Raw genomic sequence first — 16,558 nt, forward strand, 5'->3', positions numbered from 1 at the left:
TCATCGGCCTGCGCATCGCCGCCCTCGGACCACGGTGCTCCGGGCCTGCGTGGCGCGGCGGAAGAGGGCTGTCCACAGGAACGGCTCCCCGAAAAGCGGGGAGTCGGATGGTTCGTCATTCATGCGGCGCAGCTCGATCTCGGTCAGCTCGGAGAAGATCCAGCGCAGGGACTCGGGTGTGTAGGCGAGGCCACCGTGGAGCGCGGACTGGCGGTAGAAGGCATCGTCGGGAAGTTCGGAGCCCATCGCGCCCGCCGCGAAGCACACGGTGGACGACGTCATGAGACTCCTGGACGGCCGACGGTGCCTCGGATGTTCCGGTCCACGCGCTCCCCTTCCCGAGGGGGAAAACATAGGCGCGGACCCGGCGTAACGCCAGGTCAGGCTTCACGCCGCAAGGGCGCTGGTGGCCGCCGGAGGGATGGCGGACGAGGGGGCGGAAGTGTTCTCCGTGGCCGTGGGAAGCGGCCGTCCGCGCATCCGTGGAAGGCCGCCGAGGGGCCGGGGAAACCGGCCCCTCGGTGCCTTTCTCATCGTTGTCCCGGCCGGTCAGCCGGTCGGCAGGTCAGCCGGCGTCCAGGCCGAAGAAGGTGATGGCCCGCGCGGCCATACCGGCGGCCGGGAGGGAGTGTCCCGTGCCCTGGACGCTGATCGCCTCGACGGGGGCCTGGTTGCCCGTGGCGCCGTAGCGGGTGCGGGTCCAGGTGGGCTGTGGACGGTCCGTGAGGACGGGGCTCTGGCTCACCCCGAGCACATTGGTCCACTGCTTGATCTCCTCGCCGAAGTTCGGATAGCGCAGGGTGCCGTCATCGGTGCCGTGCCACAACTGCATCCTCGGCCGGGCGCCCTGGTATCCGGGGTAGGCGCCGCGCGCCAGATCGCCCCACGCCTGGGGTGTTTTGGTGATGGTGCCGTTGGCGCAGGCGCTGTTCCAGCCGGATCCGTCGGTGGTGGCGAAGCAGCCGAAGGGCACGCCCGCGAACGCCGCGCCCGCCTTGAACACATCCGGGTAGTCGCCCAGCAGGACGTTGGTCATCATGGCGCCCGATGAGGCGCCGGTGACATAGACGCGGTTGGGGTCGGCGTTGTGGCGCTGCTGGGCGTAGCGGACCATCGACACGATGCCCACCGGGTCGCTGCCGCCGTCGTGGCGCAGTGCCTGCGGGGAGGAGACGTCGAAGCAGGCGCCGCTTCTGGTGGCGGAGGGGTAGATGACGATGAAGCCGTAGCGGTCCGCCAGCGAGGCGAACTCGGTGCCGGAGTAGAACGCGGGCCCCGAGCCCGTGCAGTAGTGCACCGCCACGAGGACGGCGGGCCGTGCCGCGACGTTGTTCGGCACGTACTCGTACATGCGGAGGTTGCTCGGGTTGGTGCCGAAGCCCGTGACCTCGGTGAGCGAGGCCGCGGCAGCGGGCGTCGGGGCCAGCAGGAACAGTGAGGCGAGCAGCGGCAGTACGCCACCGAGTAACGCCGCGGCCAGCGACCTCGGTGTCCTTCGGCGCCGTCCGGGTATCCGCGTGGTTCGCGCGGACGCGGGGGTGGGGTTCATGCGGCTGTCCTTCCTGGACTGTGACGGTGAAGGGAGCGGCTCGTTCGGCAGCTATGGGAGCGCTCCCATATCGGTGTAGGACACCACTCCTCCACCGTCAACCCCTCGCGTCCGCCCAGCCCTCGCGTCCGCTACGGCTGAACGGCGATCCGCCGGTGGAAGCAGACCCGGTGCTGCCCGGGGCCGTCGTAGTCGCTGTGCACGGGAAGGCCGTCGATCTCCCGATCGCCCGGTTCGACGGTGAACCCCATGGCTCGGTGGAAGGCCACGGATCCGGTGTTCGCGGGCGAGGTGATGGCGCGCACCTCCCGGCGGCCCGCCTCGGCGGCGCGCTGGAAGAAGGCCGTGTAGAGCCTGCCGCCCACGCCCTGTCCGCGCAGTTGGGGGTCGACCCCGACGAAGTGGATGTACGCCTCGGCGTCGTTGTCCGCAGCGTGGAAGCCCACGAGGAACGCCCTGATCCCGTCCCCGTCCTCCAGCACCAGGCTGGTGCCGGAGAAGAACTGGAGAAACAGCCTGGGCACCAACAACGACAGCTCGCGCGCCTGCTCGGGGGTGCGTGAGTCGCCCCACCAGCTCCGCACGCACTCGACGATGGTCCCGTGGTCGGAGACATGGGCCCGGCGCAGTGTCATCTCGCTCATATCGCACCAGGCTAGTCGGGCCGGTCCCGAGCGGGCCGAACAGGGCTTCCGCGACGGCTCGTGCACAGGCGCGTGGTCGGCCCGAGCGGCCGTCTTCCCCTCAGCACCGCGCCGGATCGGTGCGGATCGGTGCGGCGCGGTACTGAGGGCCGGAAGAGCGGCGGACGTCAGAGGGCCGTCATGACGTGCTTGACGCGGGTGTAGTCCTCGAAGCCGTACGCGGAGAGGTCCTTGCCGTAGCCGGACTTCTTGTAGCCGCCGTGCGGCATCTCGGCGGCGAGGATCATATGGGTGTTGATCCAGACGCAGCCGAAGTCCAGGGCCTTGGACATCCGCATCGCGCGGGCGTGGTCCTTGGTCCACACCGACGAGGCCAGGGCGTACTCCACGCCGTTGGCGTACGCCACGGCCTGGGCCTCGTCGCGGAAGGGCTGGACGGTGATGACCGGGCCGAAGACCTCGTTCTGGATGATCTCGTCGTCCTGCTTGAGCCCGGAGACCACGGTGGGCGCGTAGAAGAAGCCCTTGTCGCCGACCCGGTGGCCACCCGTCTCGACCGTGGCGTGGGCGGGGAGCCGCTCGATGAAGCCGGAGACCTGGGCGAGCTGGCCCGCGTTGTTCAACGGCCCGTACAGCACCTCCTCGTCGTCGATGCCACCACCCGTCCTGGTCGCCGCGGCGGCCTTGGCGAGCGCGCTCACGAACGCGTCATGGACCGACTCGTGGACCAGGACCCGGGTGGCCGCGGTGCAGTCCTGTCCGGCGTTGAAGAATCCGGCGAGCGAGATGCCCTCCACGGCCTCCGCGATATCGGCGTCCTCGAAGACCACCGCCGGGGCCTTGCCGCCGAGTTCCAGATGGACCCGCTTGATGTCCTTCGAGGCCGACGCGGCGACCTGCATGCCCGCGCGCACCGAGCCGGTGATGGCCGCCATCGCCGGGGTGGGGTGCTCGACCATCAGCCGGCCGGTCTCGCGGTCGCCGCACACCACGTTGAAGACACCGGCCGGAAGGCCCATCTCCTTGAGGATGTCGCCGATGATGCCCGCGAGCAGCACGGTGGAGGCGGGGGTGGTGTCCGACGGCTTGAGGACGACGGTGTTGCCCGCGGCGAGCGCCGGGGCGAACTTCCACACGCCCATCATCAGCGGGTAGTTCCACGGTGCGACCTGCGCGCACACCCCGATCGGCTCACGCCGGACGATCGAGGTCAGGCCCTCCATGTACTCGCCCGCCGAGCGGCCCTCCAGCATCCGGGCCGCGCCCGCGAAGAACCGTATCTGGTCGACGATCGGGGCGATCTCCTCGGTGAGGGTGAGGGCGCGCGGCTTTCCGGTGTTACGACACTCCGCGTCCGCGATCTCCTCGGCCCGGGCCTCGACCGCGTCCGCGATCCTCAGCAGCAGCTTCTGCCGGGTGGACGGGGTGGCGTCGCGCCAGACGGGGAAGGCCGCCGCGGCGGCGGCCATCGCGGCGTCGACGTCGGCGGCGCCCGACAGGGGCGAGGACGCGTACACCTCGCCCGTGACGGGGTCGGTGACCTCCAGGCGGCGGCCGTCGGCCGCATCGGTGTACGCGCCGTCGATGTGGTTGCGCAGGACGAGAAGCTCGCTCATCGTTCCGTCTCCATGCTCGTGCCGGGTGCCGCGGAGAGATGTTCGTGCACGGCCAGCCAGTGGCCGGGGGTCTGACGGCGGAAGACGATGGTCTCCCGCTCGCGGGTGGTCTCCTCACCGGCCGTGGTGCTCACCGTGGTCTTCACCAGATGGGTGAACACCGCGGTATCGCCGAGGAGTTGGACCAGTCGGTCGGTGGAGGCGCAGGCCAGGACACGGAAGCCGTCCTCCGCGACCCAGCGGTCCCACAGCGCCCGGTACTCCGCGGTCGAGTTGAGCCGTTCGGAGGTGGTGTGGAAGACGAACGTGGCATCGGGCGCGAACGCCGCGAAGTAGTCGTCGAGGCGGCCTTCGCCGAACGCCGCCACCACGGCGTCGGCGGCCCGGAGAACCTCGTCGTTCATGGGGTGATGCTCCTTGCGTGGATGGTTCAGCCGACGCGGGCCACGGCCCGTACGGGGGCGCCGTCGGCCGCGGGGAGCCGCAGCGGCAGCAGGGAGACCTCGATGGGCTCTCCCGCCGTCTGCGCGTCGAGCAGGGGGCCGAGGCCGGTGAGGTTCTCGGCGATGACGGCGTGGGCGCCGCACAGGATCCGGTGGGCGGGAAAGTCGTCGGCGGGGGTGGGATCGACGCTCAGCGCGTCGATGCCGACGGTGCGGATCCCGGCGGCCACCAGGAGTTCGGCGGCTTCCCGGGTCAGATACGGATGGGCGAGGTAGTCCTCGCCGCCCCAGTGCCGCGACCAGCCGGTGGCCACGAGCACGATGTCGCCGGCCCGCGGTCGCCCCTCGAACAGGGACGGCCCGAGCGGGGTCCGGGGCTCCGCGCCACGGGCGTCCACCACCACGGCCCGGCCCCAGAAGCGCTCCAGCGGCAGCTCATCCAGGGTGGGCAGCGCGTCGTCGATGTGGAACGGCGCGTCGACATGGGTGCCGGACTGCGACCCCATGTCCAGGTGCAGCACATTCACCCCGTCGGCGGCGGCGCTCAGCGCCGGGGCGATGGTCACCCGCGGATCGCCGGGGTAGACCGGCATTCCCGTGGCTACGGGTACGGACAGGTCGATCAGTCGCACGGCGGCCTCACGCCCCTTCCGCCACCGCGGTCACGGGCGCGCCGGTCTCGGTGGTGATCGGCGGCACGGGCGCGTCCGAGGCGCGGACCAGCCGCGGCCCCTCGGGCCCGTACACCTCGCGCGGCTCCGGGAAGATCCACAGCAGTGTCAGATAGAGGAGCGCGGCGGTGGCGAGACCGACCGGCAGCGAGATGTCCGCGCCGTCGGCCAGATCGCCGAGCGGGCCGATGTACTGTCCGGGGACGTTGACGAACATCAGGGCGAGCACCGCCGCGGTCAGCCAGGCGCCCATGCCACGCCAGTTCCAGCCGTGGTGGAACCAGTAACGGCCGCCGCGCTGGCGCCGGTTGAACACCTGGAGCGAATCGGGGTCGTACCAGCCGCGCCGGGTCACATAGCCGAGCACCATGATGATCATCCACGGGGCGGTGCAGGTGATGATCAGGGTGGCGAAGGTGGAGATGGACTGGGACAGATTGGCGGCGAACCGGCCGAGGAAGATGAACCCGATCGAGAGCACCCCGACGAACAGCGTGGCCTGCACCCGGCTGAACCGGGTGAACACGCTGGAGAAGTCCAGGCCGGTGCCGTAGAGCGAGGTGGTGCCGGTGGACAGGCCGCCGATGAGCGCGAGCAGGCACACCGGCAGGAAGTACCAGCCGGGCGAGATGGCCAGCAGCCCGCCGACGTAGTTCGGCGCGTCCGCGTCCATGTACGGCGCGGCCTTCTTGGCGATGATCGAGGCGGTGGCCAGGCCGAAGAAGAACGGCAGGATGGTGGCGATCTGGGAGGCGAACGCCGCCGTGACGACCTTCCGGCGCGGGGTGTCGGCGGGGATGTAGCGCGCCCAGTCGCCGAGGAAGGCGCCGAAGGACACCGGGTTGGACAGCACGATCAGCGCCGAGCCGATGAACGCGGGCCAGAATCCGGCCGTGGACACCGAGGCGAACGAACCCTGGTAGCCGGGGTCGAAGTCGCCGACGAAGGCGAAGAAGCCGAGGACGAACAGCGTCGAGGCCGCCACCACCGCGATCTTGTTGACGAAGAGCATGAACCGGAAGCCGTACACGCACACCGTCAGCACCAGCAGCCCGAAGATGCCGTACGCGAGGGCGAACACCCCGTCGTTCTGCTCCACGCCCATCAGCCGGTGGGCGCCGCCGACCAACGCGTCGCCGGAGGACCACACCGAGATGGAGAAGAACGCGATGGCGGTGAGCAGCGACAGGAAGGATCCGACGATCCGCCCGTGGACCCCCAGGTGTGCCGAGGAGGAGACCGCGTTGTTGGTGCCGTTGCGCGGGCCGAACACCGCGAGCGGGGCGAGGATCAGGGAGCCGCCCACCACGCCGAGCACGGTCGCCGCCAGGCCCTGCCAGAAGGAGAGTCCGAAGAGGATCGGAAAGGCGCCGAGCACACAGGTGGCGAAGGTGTTGGCGCCACCGAACGCCACGCGGAACAGGTCGAAGGGGGTCGCGCTGCGGTCCGCGTCGGGGATGCGCTCGACCCCGTAGCTCTCGACCTCGGTCAGCGCCGGGGAATCACTCATCCGTCTCCTCCCGCTTCCCCTGGAGCGCGAGCAGGCTGATCAGGTCGTAGGCGACGTGGGAGGCCGCGACCGAGGTGATCTCCGCGTGGTCGTAGGCGGGCGCCACCTCCACCACATCGGCGCCGACCAGGCGGCAGCCGGCCAGTCCGCGCAGGATCTCCAGGAGTTCGCGCGAGGTCAGGCCGCCCGCCTCCGGGGTGCCGGTGCCGGGGGCGTGGGCCGGGTCGAGGCAGTCGATGTCGATGGAGATGTACAGCGGCCGGTCGCCGATGCGCTGGCGCAACTGGTCGGCCACCTCGTCGGCGCCGCGCCGGTAGACATCGGCCGAGGTGACGATGCCGAAGCCCAGCTTCTCGTCCTCGGTGAGGTCCTGCTTGCCGTACAGCGGGCCGCGGGTGCCGACGTGCGAGAGGGCGGAGGTGTCGACGACGCCCTCCTCCACGGCCCGGCGGAACGGGGTGCCGTGGGTGTGCTCGGCGCCGAAGTAGGTGTCCCAGGTGTCCAGGTGCGCGTCGAAGTGCAGTACCGCGACCGGGCCGTGCCGCTGTGCGGCGGCGCGCAGCAGCGGGAGCGCGATGGTGTGGTCGCCGCCGATGGTGACCAGGCGGGTGCCGTCGGCCTGAAGGCCGTTCGCGGCGTCCTGGATGGTCTCGATGGCCTCGCCGATGTCGAAGGGGTTCACGGCGATGTCACCGGCGTCGGCCACCTGCTGGGCGGCGAACGGCGACACATCGAGGCCCGGGTGGTAGGGGCGCAGCAGCCGGCTGGCCTCGCGGACCGCGGCGGGCCCGAAGCGGGCGCCGGGGCGGTAGGAGACACCGCCGTCGAACGGGACACCCACCACGGCCACGTCGGCGCCGGACACCTCGTCGAGGCGGGGCAGCCTGGCGAAGGTGGCCGGGCCGGCGAAGCGCGGGACCCGGGAGGAGTCGACGGGTCCTCGGGGTTCGGTCATGGTTCTCGCAGTCCCTTCTTCACGTGCGCCGGTGGGGTCCGGTCGGGCGAGTCTGCACAGCGGAGGAACCGCGCGACAATCGTTGCTGGGACAAAGAGTTAGGCTCGATTTGTGGTGAACAACAAAGAGCAGGGTGTGACGGTCGACGATCTGCTGTCGTATCCGGCCCTCCAGCTACGTCTGATCGCGGGTGGCGCCGGGCTGCACCGCTCGGTGTCCTGGGCCCATGTGAGCGAGCTGGACGACCCGACACCGTGGCTGCTCGGCTCCGAAATGATCATGACGACGGGGATAGCGATGCCCCGTTCGGCGGCCGGACAGCGCGGCTATCTGGAGCGGCTCGACGACGCCGGGGTGGCCGCCCTGGCCGTCTCCGCCCAGTTGCGGATGCCCCCGCTGCGCCGGGCGTTCTTCGACGCCGCCGAGGAGCGGGGCATGCCGGTCCTGGAGATCCCGCTGGCCGTGCCGTTCATGGCGGTGGCGCAGGAAGTGGCCGCCGCCGTCCAGGAGGACGCCCGCCACCGGCTCGGCGCCCAGCTTCAGGTGTTCGGCGCGCTGCGCTGGCTGACCTCGGAGAATCTGGACACCGCCACGCTCTTCGGCCGGCTGGAGAAGCTGTCCGGTTACGACATCTATCTGTGCACCCCCCAGGGCCGTCCGCTGCTGCCCGGTGTGCCCGCGCCCGACACCTCGGTGATCCCCGGCTCGGCGGACGCACCGCCGACCATCCCCGGCGGCTTCGCCCTCCCGGTCCCCTCCCCCGGTGGCCCGGCGGGTTTCCTCATCGCCTTCGAACGGGAGGGTGCCCGCCCGGCGGGGCTCGCCGTGGTGCAGCACATCGCCACGGTGGCCGCCCTCCAGGTGGCCATGGTCCGTACCGAACGGGAGACGCTGCGCCGCGAGGGCGCGGAGATCCTCGCCGAGCTGCTCCAGGGCGCGCTCGAACCCGCGGTGGCGCGGCGCCATCTGCTGCGCCACTCCATCGAGGGCGAGACCGTGCTGGCGGTGGTCCGGGGCGTCACCGAGGACGCCGTGCTGCGGGCGCTGGAGGATCAGCCGTGTCTGCTGCTCAAGCGCGGCGAGGACCGCTATCTGCTCGGCTCACCGGGCCTGGGTGACGCGGTGGAGTCGCTGTCCGGTGTGGCCGCCGGGATGAGCCGCCCGTTCAGCCCGGGCACGCCACTGCGGATCGCCCAGCGCGAGGCGCTGTGGGCGGCCTCCCACGCCGTCGCGTCCGGCCGGGCCCTCGTACGGTACGGCGACGATGTCACCGGCCGCTGGCTGCCCGACGACCCGGCCGCCCTCACCGACCTGGTCGAGCATGTGCTGGGCGAGGCGCAGCGCTACGACGCGGGGCATGGCTCACGGCTGCTGCCGTCGGTGCGCACCTGGATGGAGCGCGACCGCCGTACGGACGAGGCCGCGGCGGCGCTCCATGTGCACCCCAATACGCTGGCCTACCGGCTGCGCCGCTTCAGCGAGCTGACCGGCCGCGATCTGTCCAGCACCGGCGCGTTCGCCGAGGTCTGGCTGGCGATCCGGGCCGCGGGACAGCTCGGCCTCCTCGACTGAGCACTCCGGCCCTTTCATCCGCTCAGTCGGGCTGAGCACCCCGGCACGGCCCCGCCATCCGTTCAGTGGGGGCGCCGGCCCCAGCAGGTGATGAGCGGGGCGGTGGTGACATCCATCCCCTCGCCGCGCAGATGGTCCAGATGGCGCTCGATGTCCCCCTCGGTGGCCAGCTCGCCCGCCACCAGCCGCCCACGGAGCTGACGCACGGTGGCCGCCTCCAGCTCCCGGCAGGCCGGGGAGGTCAGCGGGAAGCAGCCCTCGGCGCGGACGTCGTGCAGCCCGGCGCCGCGCAGCAGGGCGGGCAGAGTGCGGCCGAAGGCGAGGTCCACACCGCGCTCGGCGAGCAGCGCGCGGAATCCGCGGCGGATCCGGTTGGCCAGCTCCTCGGCCGGGCCGCGTTCATCGGGGCAGGCCAGGGGCTGGAGCGCCGGGTCGGCGTCCTCCACCACCAGCCACCCGCCCGGCCGTACCGCCTCGGCCATCCGCCGCAGCGCCTCGGCCCGGTCGGGCAGATGCACCAGCACCAGCCGGGCGTGGACGAGGTCGAAGCCGCCGCCCGGTGGCTCATCACGGGCCACGTCATGGCGCCGCACCTCGATCGGGGCGGCGGCCGGGCCGGACAGCTCCGTCAGCCAGGAGGTGTCGATGTCGGTCACCAGCACCTGTCCGGTGGGCCCGGTCCGCTCCGCGAGGGCGGTGGGCACCGAGGGGCCGCCCGCTCCCACCTCCCAGCAGCGCCAACCGGCGGTCAGGCCGAGCCGGTCGAGGTGGTCGAGGGTCCACGGGTCGAAGAGCTCGGCCAGCGCGTCGAAGCGCCGCCCGGCCTCGCGTTGCCGGTTGTCCAGCAGATAGCCGGTCTCGGATGTCATGCCTCCCATCCTCCCGCGCCGGCCGCCGTCAGCGTGTCCAGGGCGGTGACGGCGACATGGAGCTGGGTGCGCTGCACACCGGACTCCAGGTCGCGGCCGAGGAGCCGTTCGATGGTGTGCAGCCGCTGGTAGAACGCCTGGCGGGAGAGGCCGATCTGTTTGGCGGCGATGGACTTGTTGCCCGCGGCGAGGTAGTGGCGCAGCGTGCTCAGCAGATCGCCCGCATGCCGCTCGTCGTACTCGATCAGCCTGCCCAACTGGTGCTCGACGTACTTCTGCACACGGATGTCGTCGCGGAGCGCGTACAGCAGCTCGGGCAGTCCGATGTCGGAGGGCACATGGAAGGGCCGGTGCGGGGTGCCGGGGCCGATGGCGTCCACGACCTCCTCGGCCTCCCGGAACGCCCGGGCCACCTGGTCGATCTCCGTCACTCCCGGTCCGACCGCCACCACCGCCGGCCCGCCGAGTGTCTCCTCGGTGAGCCGGCTGACCCGCTCCACCACCGGCTGCCAGGCGCTGGCCCGGGCCAGTGCGAGCAGCACCCCGGTGCGGTCCGGGGAGAGCCGCCCCACCAGGGCCCGGATGCCGGAGTCCCGCAGGGCGTCGGCGAGCCGGTCGTCCAGGCCCGCCTCGTCGGCGGCGGCGCCGTGGTGGCCGATGGCGAGGGCGATGAGGCGGTGGCCGACGACGGGTATGCCGAGGGCCTCGATGCGGATGCGGGCCTCGGTGCGGCCGCGGTAGCTCCAGCGCAGCAGTTCCAGCAGCGCGCAGGTGTGGGCCTGGCGGTCCCACTGGGTGTGGCCGGTCAGCCGGGCCAGGGTGAGCGCGGTGGCGGCGCGCCTGAGGATCATGGTGTGTTCCGGGTCGGCCGCGGGGGCGGCCGCGTCCGGCAGCGCCACCAGCCGCCCCCAGCGCCTGCCGTTGTGCTCGACGGGCGCCACCAGCCAGTCCTCGGGTCCGCTGGCCCCCGCGGTGTCGGGGGTCGGCGTGGCACGGGAGCGGCGCGGCCACGCCTCCAGGACCTTGCCGGCCGTGCCGCCCGCCGTACCGGAGACCACCGCGTGGTGCAGCAGGTTCTCCAGGACCACCGGGCGGTCCATCAGCTCGGCGGCGGCGCGGACCAGCTCCTTCGGCTCCGCGTTGCGCAGCGTCAGCGCGGTGAAGATCTCATGGACCTGCTGGGAGCGGCGCAGCAGCTCGCCCTGCGCGTCCAGGATCAGCGCGTGGACGGTCTGGGTCACCTCGATGAAGCGGATGCCACGGGACAGGACGATCAGCGGAAGGTCCCGTGCGCGGCAGGCGGCCACCAGGTCCGGTGGCACCTGCTGGTAGCGGCGGCCGAGTTCCACCACGAGCCCCGCGGCGCCGATGTCGGCCAGTTGGTCCACATAGCCGCGCAGCCGGCTGGGGTCGTTGGGCTGGGGCATTCCGGTGGTCAGTACCAGCTCTCCGCCTTCGAGGAACGAGGCGGGGTCGAGCAGCTCGGTGACATGCACCCAGCGGACCGCACGGGCCAGTTGCCCCTCACCGGCCATGACACGGGGAAGTCCCGCGACGATGACGGGAAGGCGCAGGACGTCGGCAACCGTGAGCAACGGCATCTGGACGGACTCCCTCCGGATACCGCTCATCATCGCAGAGCCGGGCCACCGCGCCCAGGGCCACCGGACGGGGCCCGGACGCGGCGGCCGGCGGCCTCACGGGCGGCGTGCGATGAGGTCGGCGATGGTGGCGATGGGTGAGGTACGGACACGTCCGCCCGCCTCATGGCGGTCGGCGAGGCGGTAGGCGACATACAGGCCGCGCACCCCCAGCCAGCGGAACGGCTCGGGCTCCCAGGTGCCCGGGGCGTGGCCGGTCCACGGCAGCCGGGTGAGCCGGGTGTCGCGTTCCAGGACCAGATCGGTGAGGGTGCGGGCGGCCAGGTTGGTGGAGGTGACTCCGTGGCCGACGTATCCGCCGGCCCAGCCGAGCCCGCCGGCCCGGTCCAGGCCGACGGTGGCGGACCAGTCGCGGGGCACGGCCAGCACCCCGCACCACGCGTGGTCGGCCCGGACCCCGGCCGTCTGCGGCAGCATCCGTTCCAGGGTCCCGATGAGCTGGCCGATCGTCCGCTCGCCGACCCGCCCCTGGTGGTCGGTGCGCGAGCCGAAGCGGTAGGGCACCCCGCGGCCGCCGATCGCGATCCGGTCGTCCGCGGTGCGCTGGGCGTACATATGGCCGTGGGCGGTGTCGCCGAGGGTCTCCCGGCCCTCCCAGCCGATCTCCCGCCAGATCCGCGCGGGCAGCGGCTCGGTGACGATCATGGAGCTGTTCATGGGCAGCCAGGCCCGCCGCAACCCCTTGAGGGACGCGGTGAACCCCTCGGTGGCCCGGAGGACGACGGGGGCCCGGACGGTGCCCCGCGCGGTGATCGCACGGCCCGGTTCGATGGCGGTGACCGGGGACTTCTCATGGATGGTGACACCGAGCCGTTCGACGGTGTCGGCGAGGCCGCGGACCAGGGCGGCCGGCTGGAGCCGGGCGCAGTGGGGGGTGAAGGCGGCGGCGGTGACCCCGTCGACGCGGATGCGGTGGGCGGATTCGGCGGGGGTGAGCAGCACCGAGTCGGCGACCCCCCACTCATGGTCCTGTTCGACCTTGTGGCGCAGCCGGGTGGCCTGGGCGGGGGTGCGGGCGACGCGCAGGGTGCCGCCCTTGACGATGCCGGCGTCGATGCCCTCGCGGGCGGCGACGTCGATCACCTCGTCCACCGCCTCGTTCATGGCCCGCTGCCAGTCCAGGACCGCGGGCCTGCCATAGGCCCTGGCCATCCGGTCGCGGGCGCCGGGGATCAGTCCGGAGGCCCAGCCGCCGTTGCGGCCGGAGGCACCGAATCCGGCGAACTCGGCCTCCAGGACGGTGATCCGGAGACCGGGGTCGGCGTGTTTGAGGTAGTACGCGGTCCACAGCCCGGTCAGTCCGGCGCCGACGACGCACACATCCGCGTCGCGGTCGCCGGGCAACGCCGGGCGCGGGGTGGGAAGTTCGGCGAACCAGTGGGCGACGCGGCCGTTGACCGGCGCCGGGCGGCCGGCCGTGGTGGCGGTCATGGATTCCCTTCGCGGGGTGGGCGGTGGCGGGAGTGGCCGGGGCGGGGGTCAGACCCCGAGCAGTCCGGGCAGCTCGGACAGGTCCTTGATCTCCTCGTACGGCTGGAAGGCGGGCGAGCCGGGGAAGCCGTAGCGGTTCACCCAGATCCGCCGCATGCCCGCGTAGCGCTTGGTCGGCATGATGTCGTACTCCCAGCCCTGGGCGGTGTGGATGATGTCCTCGGGGCCGCGGCCGGTGGCCTTCATGAGGTACTCGAACGCCTGCGGGAGCGGCTTGTAGGCACCGGCCTGCTCGGCGGTGAGCACATGGTCGAAGTCCACGCCCAGCGCCTCGACGGCGTAGGCGATCAGGTCGTCCTCGCTGTTGGAGAGGATCGCGATGTCGTATTCGCCCTTGAGGCGGCGCAGCGCGTCGGGGACCTCGCGGAAGGGGGTGAACTTCTTGATGGCCTCGATGAGTGCCTCGCCGTCCTCGTCCCGGTACTCCAGGCCGTGCAGGGTCATGACGTTGCGCAGGGTGCGGCGGACGATCTCCCGGTAGGGCAGGTATTCGTCCAGAACGCCCTGGAAGCGCATCACATACGCGTCGTGGTGGAACTGCTCGGGGTCGACGCCGAGTTCGGCGAGCCGGTCCTTGACGATCTCGTGGGTGGCGGTGCGGGTGTCGAAGTTGATGAGCGTGCGGTAGCAGTCGAAGGAGACCAGCTTGCGCATGGGCGCGTCCTTTCCGAGGTGACGGCGGGTGTTTTGAGAGGTCGTCAAGTGAATGTGTGATGGGGCGTCAGGCGCGGCTGCTGGCTTCGGCCAGGCCGAGGTCCTTGGTCTCGGGGGCGAGGAGGACGGAGACCACCAGACCGATGAGGGTGATCGCCACCCCGATGGCGAGGGTGCCGCGGACCCCGAGGTCGGCGGTGGCCATCGGGAGCAGAAAGGTGCTGGAGGCGGAGCCCACCCGGCTCATGGCGGTGGCGACCCCGACGCCGGTGGCCCGCAGATCGGTGGGGAACAGCTCGCTGGGATAGACGAACTGTAGTCCGCTGCCCGCGGCCTCGAAGAACTGGAAGGCGGCGAAGAGGGCCACCACCAGGGCCGCGTAGTGCAGCGGCAGCACGATCAGCGCGATCAGGGAGACATTGATGCACAGGAAGCTGCCGATGAGCAGCGGACGCCGGCCGATGCGGTTGACCACGACCAGTCCGAGGCCCGTTCCGGCGACCGCGAGCGTGGTGATCAGCGCGCTGGCGCCGAAGGTGCCGGTCACCCCGAAGGACTCCAGCATCTGCGGCTGGAAGGACCGCACCGCGAAGGCCGGGGCCACCTGGCAGATCCAGAACACCGAGCAGAACAGTGCGGGGATCCCGTAGCCGCGGCGGAACATCTCGGCGAGATTGCCCAGGCCGGAGCCGCCGCGCCGGTCCGGGCGGGACTCGACGAGCAGTTCCTCGGCACTGACCTCCTGGCCGAGGTGACGGCGTACGACCTCCCTGGCCTCCTCCACCCGTCCCCGCGACGCCAGCCAGCGCGGCGACTCGGGAACGCCCGCCCGCAGGAGGAGGAAGAGCACGGCGGGGACCGCGCCGGAGGCGAGCATCCAGCGCCATGCGTCGTCGCCGGTGCCCAGCAGCAGCCACCCGGCCCAGTAGCTGACCCCGTAGCCGACCCACCAGGCCAGGACCAGCCCGGACAGGGCGGGGCCACGCATCCGGCGCGGCACCAGCTCGGTGGTGAGGGCCGAGGCGATCGGGTAGTCGGCGCCGATGGCGATGCCGATGAACAGCCGCAGCACCAGCAACTGCCACGCCTCGGTGACGAAGAACTGGAGCGCGGAGCCGATCACGAACGCGGCCAGGTTGAGCACATACATCAAGTGGCGGCCCGCCCGGTCGGTGATCGGGCCGAACACCACGCCACCGAGGAAGACGCCCACCAGGACGGACGCCGCCACCAGCCCGGTCCACAGCGTGTCCAGGGCCAGGGCCGGGGTGATCAGGCTGAGCGCCACCCCCATGATGCCGAGCAGATAGCCGTCGCAGAACGGACCGCCCATGGCGACCAGGACCATCCTGCGGTGGAAGGCGGTGACGGGGGCGTTGTCCAGGGTGGGCGAGGAGTTCTGGAGGGGCTCTCGGGAGGTTCTGGGAAGGGACATGCTTGCTTCTCCTGGGGACGAGGAGGGGCGCCGCGGCGCGGGCCGATGCCGGGGGTGGCGGGGTGGCGGGCATCGTGTGTCAAGCATTCGGTGGGCACGCACGGTGGTGTACGCGGTCGGGGCGCATGCGGCGGGGGAACCGCTCGGTGGGCGAGGTGTGGCCCGGGGACGGGGATGGGCTCCGGAGCGACCGGTGACGCGTTCCGGCTGGCCATCACCCTGGTTCAGGCGGCGGCCACCGTCAACGTCCACCGTGTTCCGTCCCTCGTCATCGGGTGGACACTCTGTCCGTTGTCCACCGGCGTGGCTGCGGTCACGCTTGAGGCGTCCGCCCGTACCCGTCACGCCCGTGGGAGACCCGTCATGACCGATGCCACCGCCGCGGTCGCCACCGCGGTCGCCGCTGTGGGAGCCGGATGTGGCTGACCGGCTGGTCGTCCTGTACCGGGACCATCTGCCGCCCAACCGGGCGCGGATCGAGTCCCTCGCCGAGACGGTGTACGCCACCGAGGAGGAGCTGCCGCTGTTCCTCCCCGGCGCGGACGCCCTGCTCGCGTGGTGGCCGCTGTCCACCGCGGTGGCCACCGCCTGGCCCGGCGATCCGGCGAAGGCGCCGCGCTGGGTCCATGTGGCGGCGGCGGGGGTGGACCCGTTTCTCTTTCCCGCGCTGACCGGCAATCCCGAGGTGGTGCTCACCAACGCGCGGGGCGTCTACGACCGGCCCATCGCCGAGTACGTCCTGGGGCTGATCCTCTCCCTGGCCAAGGACTTCCCCGGCACCTGGGAGCATCAGCGCCGCCGGGAGTGGCGGCCCTCGGACAGCGAGCGCATCGGCGACCGTACGGTCCTGGTCTGGGGCACCGGCTCCATCGGGCGGGCCGTCGCCCGTCTGCTGCGCGCGGTCGGCATGCGGGTCGGCGGCGCCGGCCGCACACCGCGGACCGGCGACCCGGACTTCGGCGTGGTGCACGGCTCGGCGACCCTGCGCGAGGCGCTGGGCGAGGCGGACTACGTGGTCCTGGCCACCCCGCTCACCCCCGCCACCCGTGGCATGGTCGACGCGCCCGTACTGGCGGCGATGAAACGGGGTGCGCGGCTGGTCAACGTCGGGCGGGGCCCGCTGGTCGACGAGCAGGCCCTCGTCGACGCACTGGCGCAGGGCAGGCTGGCGGGGGCGGCGCTGGATGTCTTCACCCACGAGCCGCTGCCCGTGGAATCGCCCCTGTGGGAGATGCCGGGCGTCATCGTCTCCCCGCACACCGCGGGCGAGGTGACCGACTGGCGCGGTGACCTGGGCGAGCTGTTCCTCGACAATCTGATCCGGCGGAGCGAGGGCCGTCCGCTGCGCAATGTGGTCGACAAGGCCCTCGGCTATGTGGTGGACGATCCGGCCCGGCCACGGTAGGAGGCCCGCCGTGGCGGGGCTCCCGACCGCGGCCGGGTGTCCGCCCGGTGCCGCGCGGACACCCGGCACCGGGCGGCGGTGTG

The 16,558-nt window shown here is 72.0% G+C and carries 13 protein-coding genes and 2 pseudogenes; 2 read left to right on the forward strand and 13 right to left on the reverse strand.

Features of this window, described 5'->3' with window-relative positions; genetic code table 11:
* From ACK1X7_RS03895 to speB, 8 genes and pseudogenes are all read right to left on the reverse strand, one after another.
* Positions 1-312: pseudogene (locus ACK1X7_RS03895) on the reverse strand (SAM-dependent methyltransferase); the annotation flags it as partial.
* 256 nt (positions 313-568) lie between these two features.
* Positions 569-1,549: pseudogene (locus ACK1X7_RS03900) on the reverse strand (alpha/beta hydrolase family esterase); the annotation flags it as partial.
* Between the two features lie 131 nt (positions 1,550-1,680).
* The gene (locus ACK1X7_RS03905) at positions 1,681-2,193 is read right to left on the reverse strand and encodes a GNAT family N-acetyltransferase (protein WP_385150230.1); all 513 of its coding nucleotides are present in this window, start codon (positions 2,191-2,193) and stop codon (positions 1,681-1,683) included.
* 167 nt (positions 2,194-2,360) lie between these two features.
* Complete coding sequence (locus ACK1X7_RS03910) at positions 2,361-3,809, reverse strand: gamma-aminobutyraldehyde dehydrogenase (protein WP_385150227.1); 1,449 nt, start codon at positions 3,807-3,809, stop codon at positions 2,361-2,363.
* Entirely contained in the window at positions 3,806-4,213 is a 408-nt protein-coding gene (locus tag ACK1X7_RS03915) for a YybH family protein (protein WP_385150224.1), read from the reverse strand. Before ACK1X7_RS03915 ends, ACK1X7_RS03910 begins: the two co-directional genes overlap by 4 nt.
* Before the next feature lie 26 nt (positions 4,214-4,239).
* Positions 4,240-4,884 carry a cyclase family protein gene (locus tag ACK1X7_RS03920; RefSeq protein ID WP_361512267.1) on the reverse strand — a complete coding sequence of 215 codons (645 nt, stop codon included), beginning with the start codon at positions 4,882-4,884 and terminating at the stop codon, positions 4,240-4,242.
* Positions 4,885-4,891: 7 nt separating this feature from the next.
* The gene (locus ACK1X7_RS03925; RefSeq protein WP_385109532.1) at positions 4,892-6,433 is read right to left on the reverse strand and encodes a purine-cytosine permease family protein; all 1,542 of its coding nucleotides are present in this window, start codon (positions 6,431-6,433) and stop codon (positions 4,892-4,894) included.
* Entirely contained in the window at positions 6,426-7,388 is a 963-nt protein-coding gene (gene speB / locus ACK1X7_RS03930; protein ID WP_385150221.1) for an agmatinase, read from the reverse strand. The genes ACK1X7_RS03925 and speB overlap by 8 nt, the downstream gene beginning before the upstream one ends.
* Positions 7,389-7,499: 111 nt before the next feature.
* Here speB and ACK1X7_RS03935 point away from each other — a divergent pair, with 111 nt between their 5' ends.
* Positions 7,500-8,960, forward strand: a complete 1,461-nt coding sequence (locus ACK1X7_RS03935) for a PucR family transcriptional regulator (protein WP_385150218.1) — start codon at positions 7,500-7,502, stop codon at positions 8,958-8,960.
* Between the two features lie 62 nt (positions 8,961-9,022).
* Here the strand turns inward: ACK1X7_RS03935 and ACK1X7_RS03940 are convergent, their stop codons facing one another.
* The 5 genes from ACK1X7_RS03940 to ACK1X7_RS03960 all read right to left on the reverse strand — a co-directional run bounded on the left by ACK1X7_RS03940 (position 9,023) and on the right by ACK1X7_RS03960 (position 15,070).
* On the reverse strand, positions 9,023-9,829 hold the full coding sequence (locus ACK1X7_RS03940; RefSeq protein ID WP_385150215.1) for a class I SAM-dependent methyltransferase: 807 nt from the start codon (positions 9,827-9,829) through the stop codon (positions 9,023-9,025).
* Complete coding sequence (locus ACK1X7_RS03945; protein ID WP_385150212.1) at positions 9,826-11,430, reverse strand: PucR family transcriptional regulator; 1,605 nt, start codon at positions 11,428-11,430, stop codon at positions 9,826-9,828. Before ACK1X7_RS03945 ends, ACK1X7_RS03940 begins: the two co-directional genes overlap by 4 nt.
* Before the next feature lie 96 nt (positions 11,431-11,526).
* Complete coding sequence (locus ACK1X7_RS03950) at positions 11,527-12,921, reverse strand: NAD(P)/FAD-dependent oxidoreductase (protein WP_385150209.1); 1,395 nt, start codon at positions 12,919-12,921, stop codon at positions 11,527-11,529.
* A 48-nt stretch (positions 12,922-12,969) separates the two neighbouring features.
* Positions 12,970-13,635: an HAD-IA family hydrolase gene (locus ACK1X7_RS03955; protein ID WP_385150206.1), complete on the reverse strand. Its 666-nt coding sequence runs from the start codon at positions 13,633-13,635 to the stop codon at positions 12,970-12,972.
* A 67-nt stretch (positions 13,636-13,702) separates the two neighbouring features.
* Positions 13,703-15,070, reverse strand: a complete 1,368-nt coding sequence (locus ACK1X7_RS03960; protein WP_385150203.1) for an MFS transporter — start codon at positions 15,068-15,070, stop codon at positions 13,703-13,705.
* Positions 15,071-15,488: 418 nt separating this feature from the next.
* Between ACK1X7_RS03960 and ACK1X7_RS03965 the strand changes: the two genes are divergently transcribed.
* Positions 15,489-16,475 (forward strand): D-2-hydroxyacid dehydrogenase, encoded by a 987-nt coding sequence (locus tag ACK1X7_RS03965; RefSeq protein WP_413114632.1) that lies wholly within the window; start codon positions 15,489-15,491, stop codon positions 16,473-16,475.
* The last annotated feature ends 83 nt before the right edge of the window (positions 16,476-16,558 follow it).

This window comes from Streptomyces sp. CY-1, assembly GCF_047218265.1.
Classification (GTDB): Bacteria; Actinomycetota; Actinomycetes; order Streptomycetales; family Streptomycetaceae; genus Streptomyces; species Streptomyces niphimycinicus.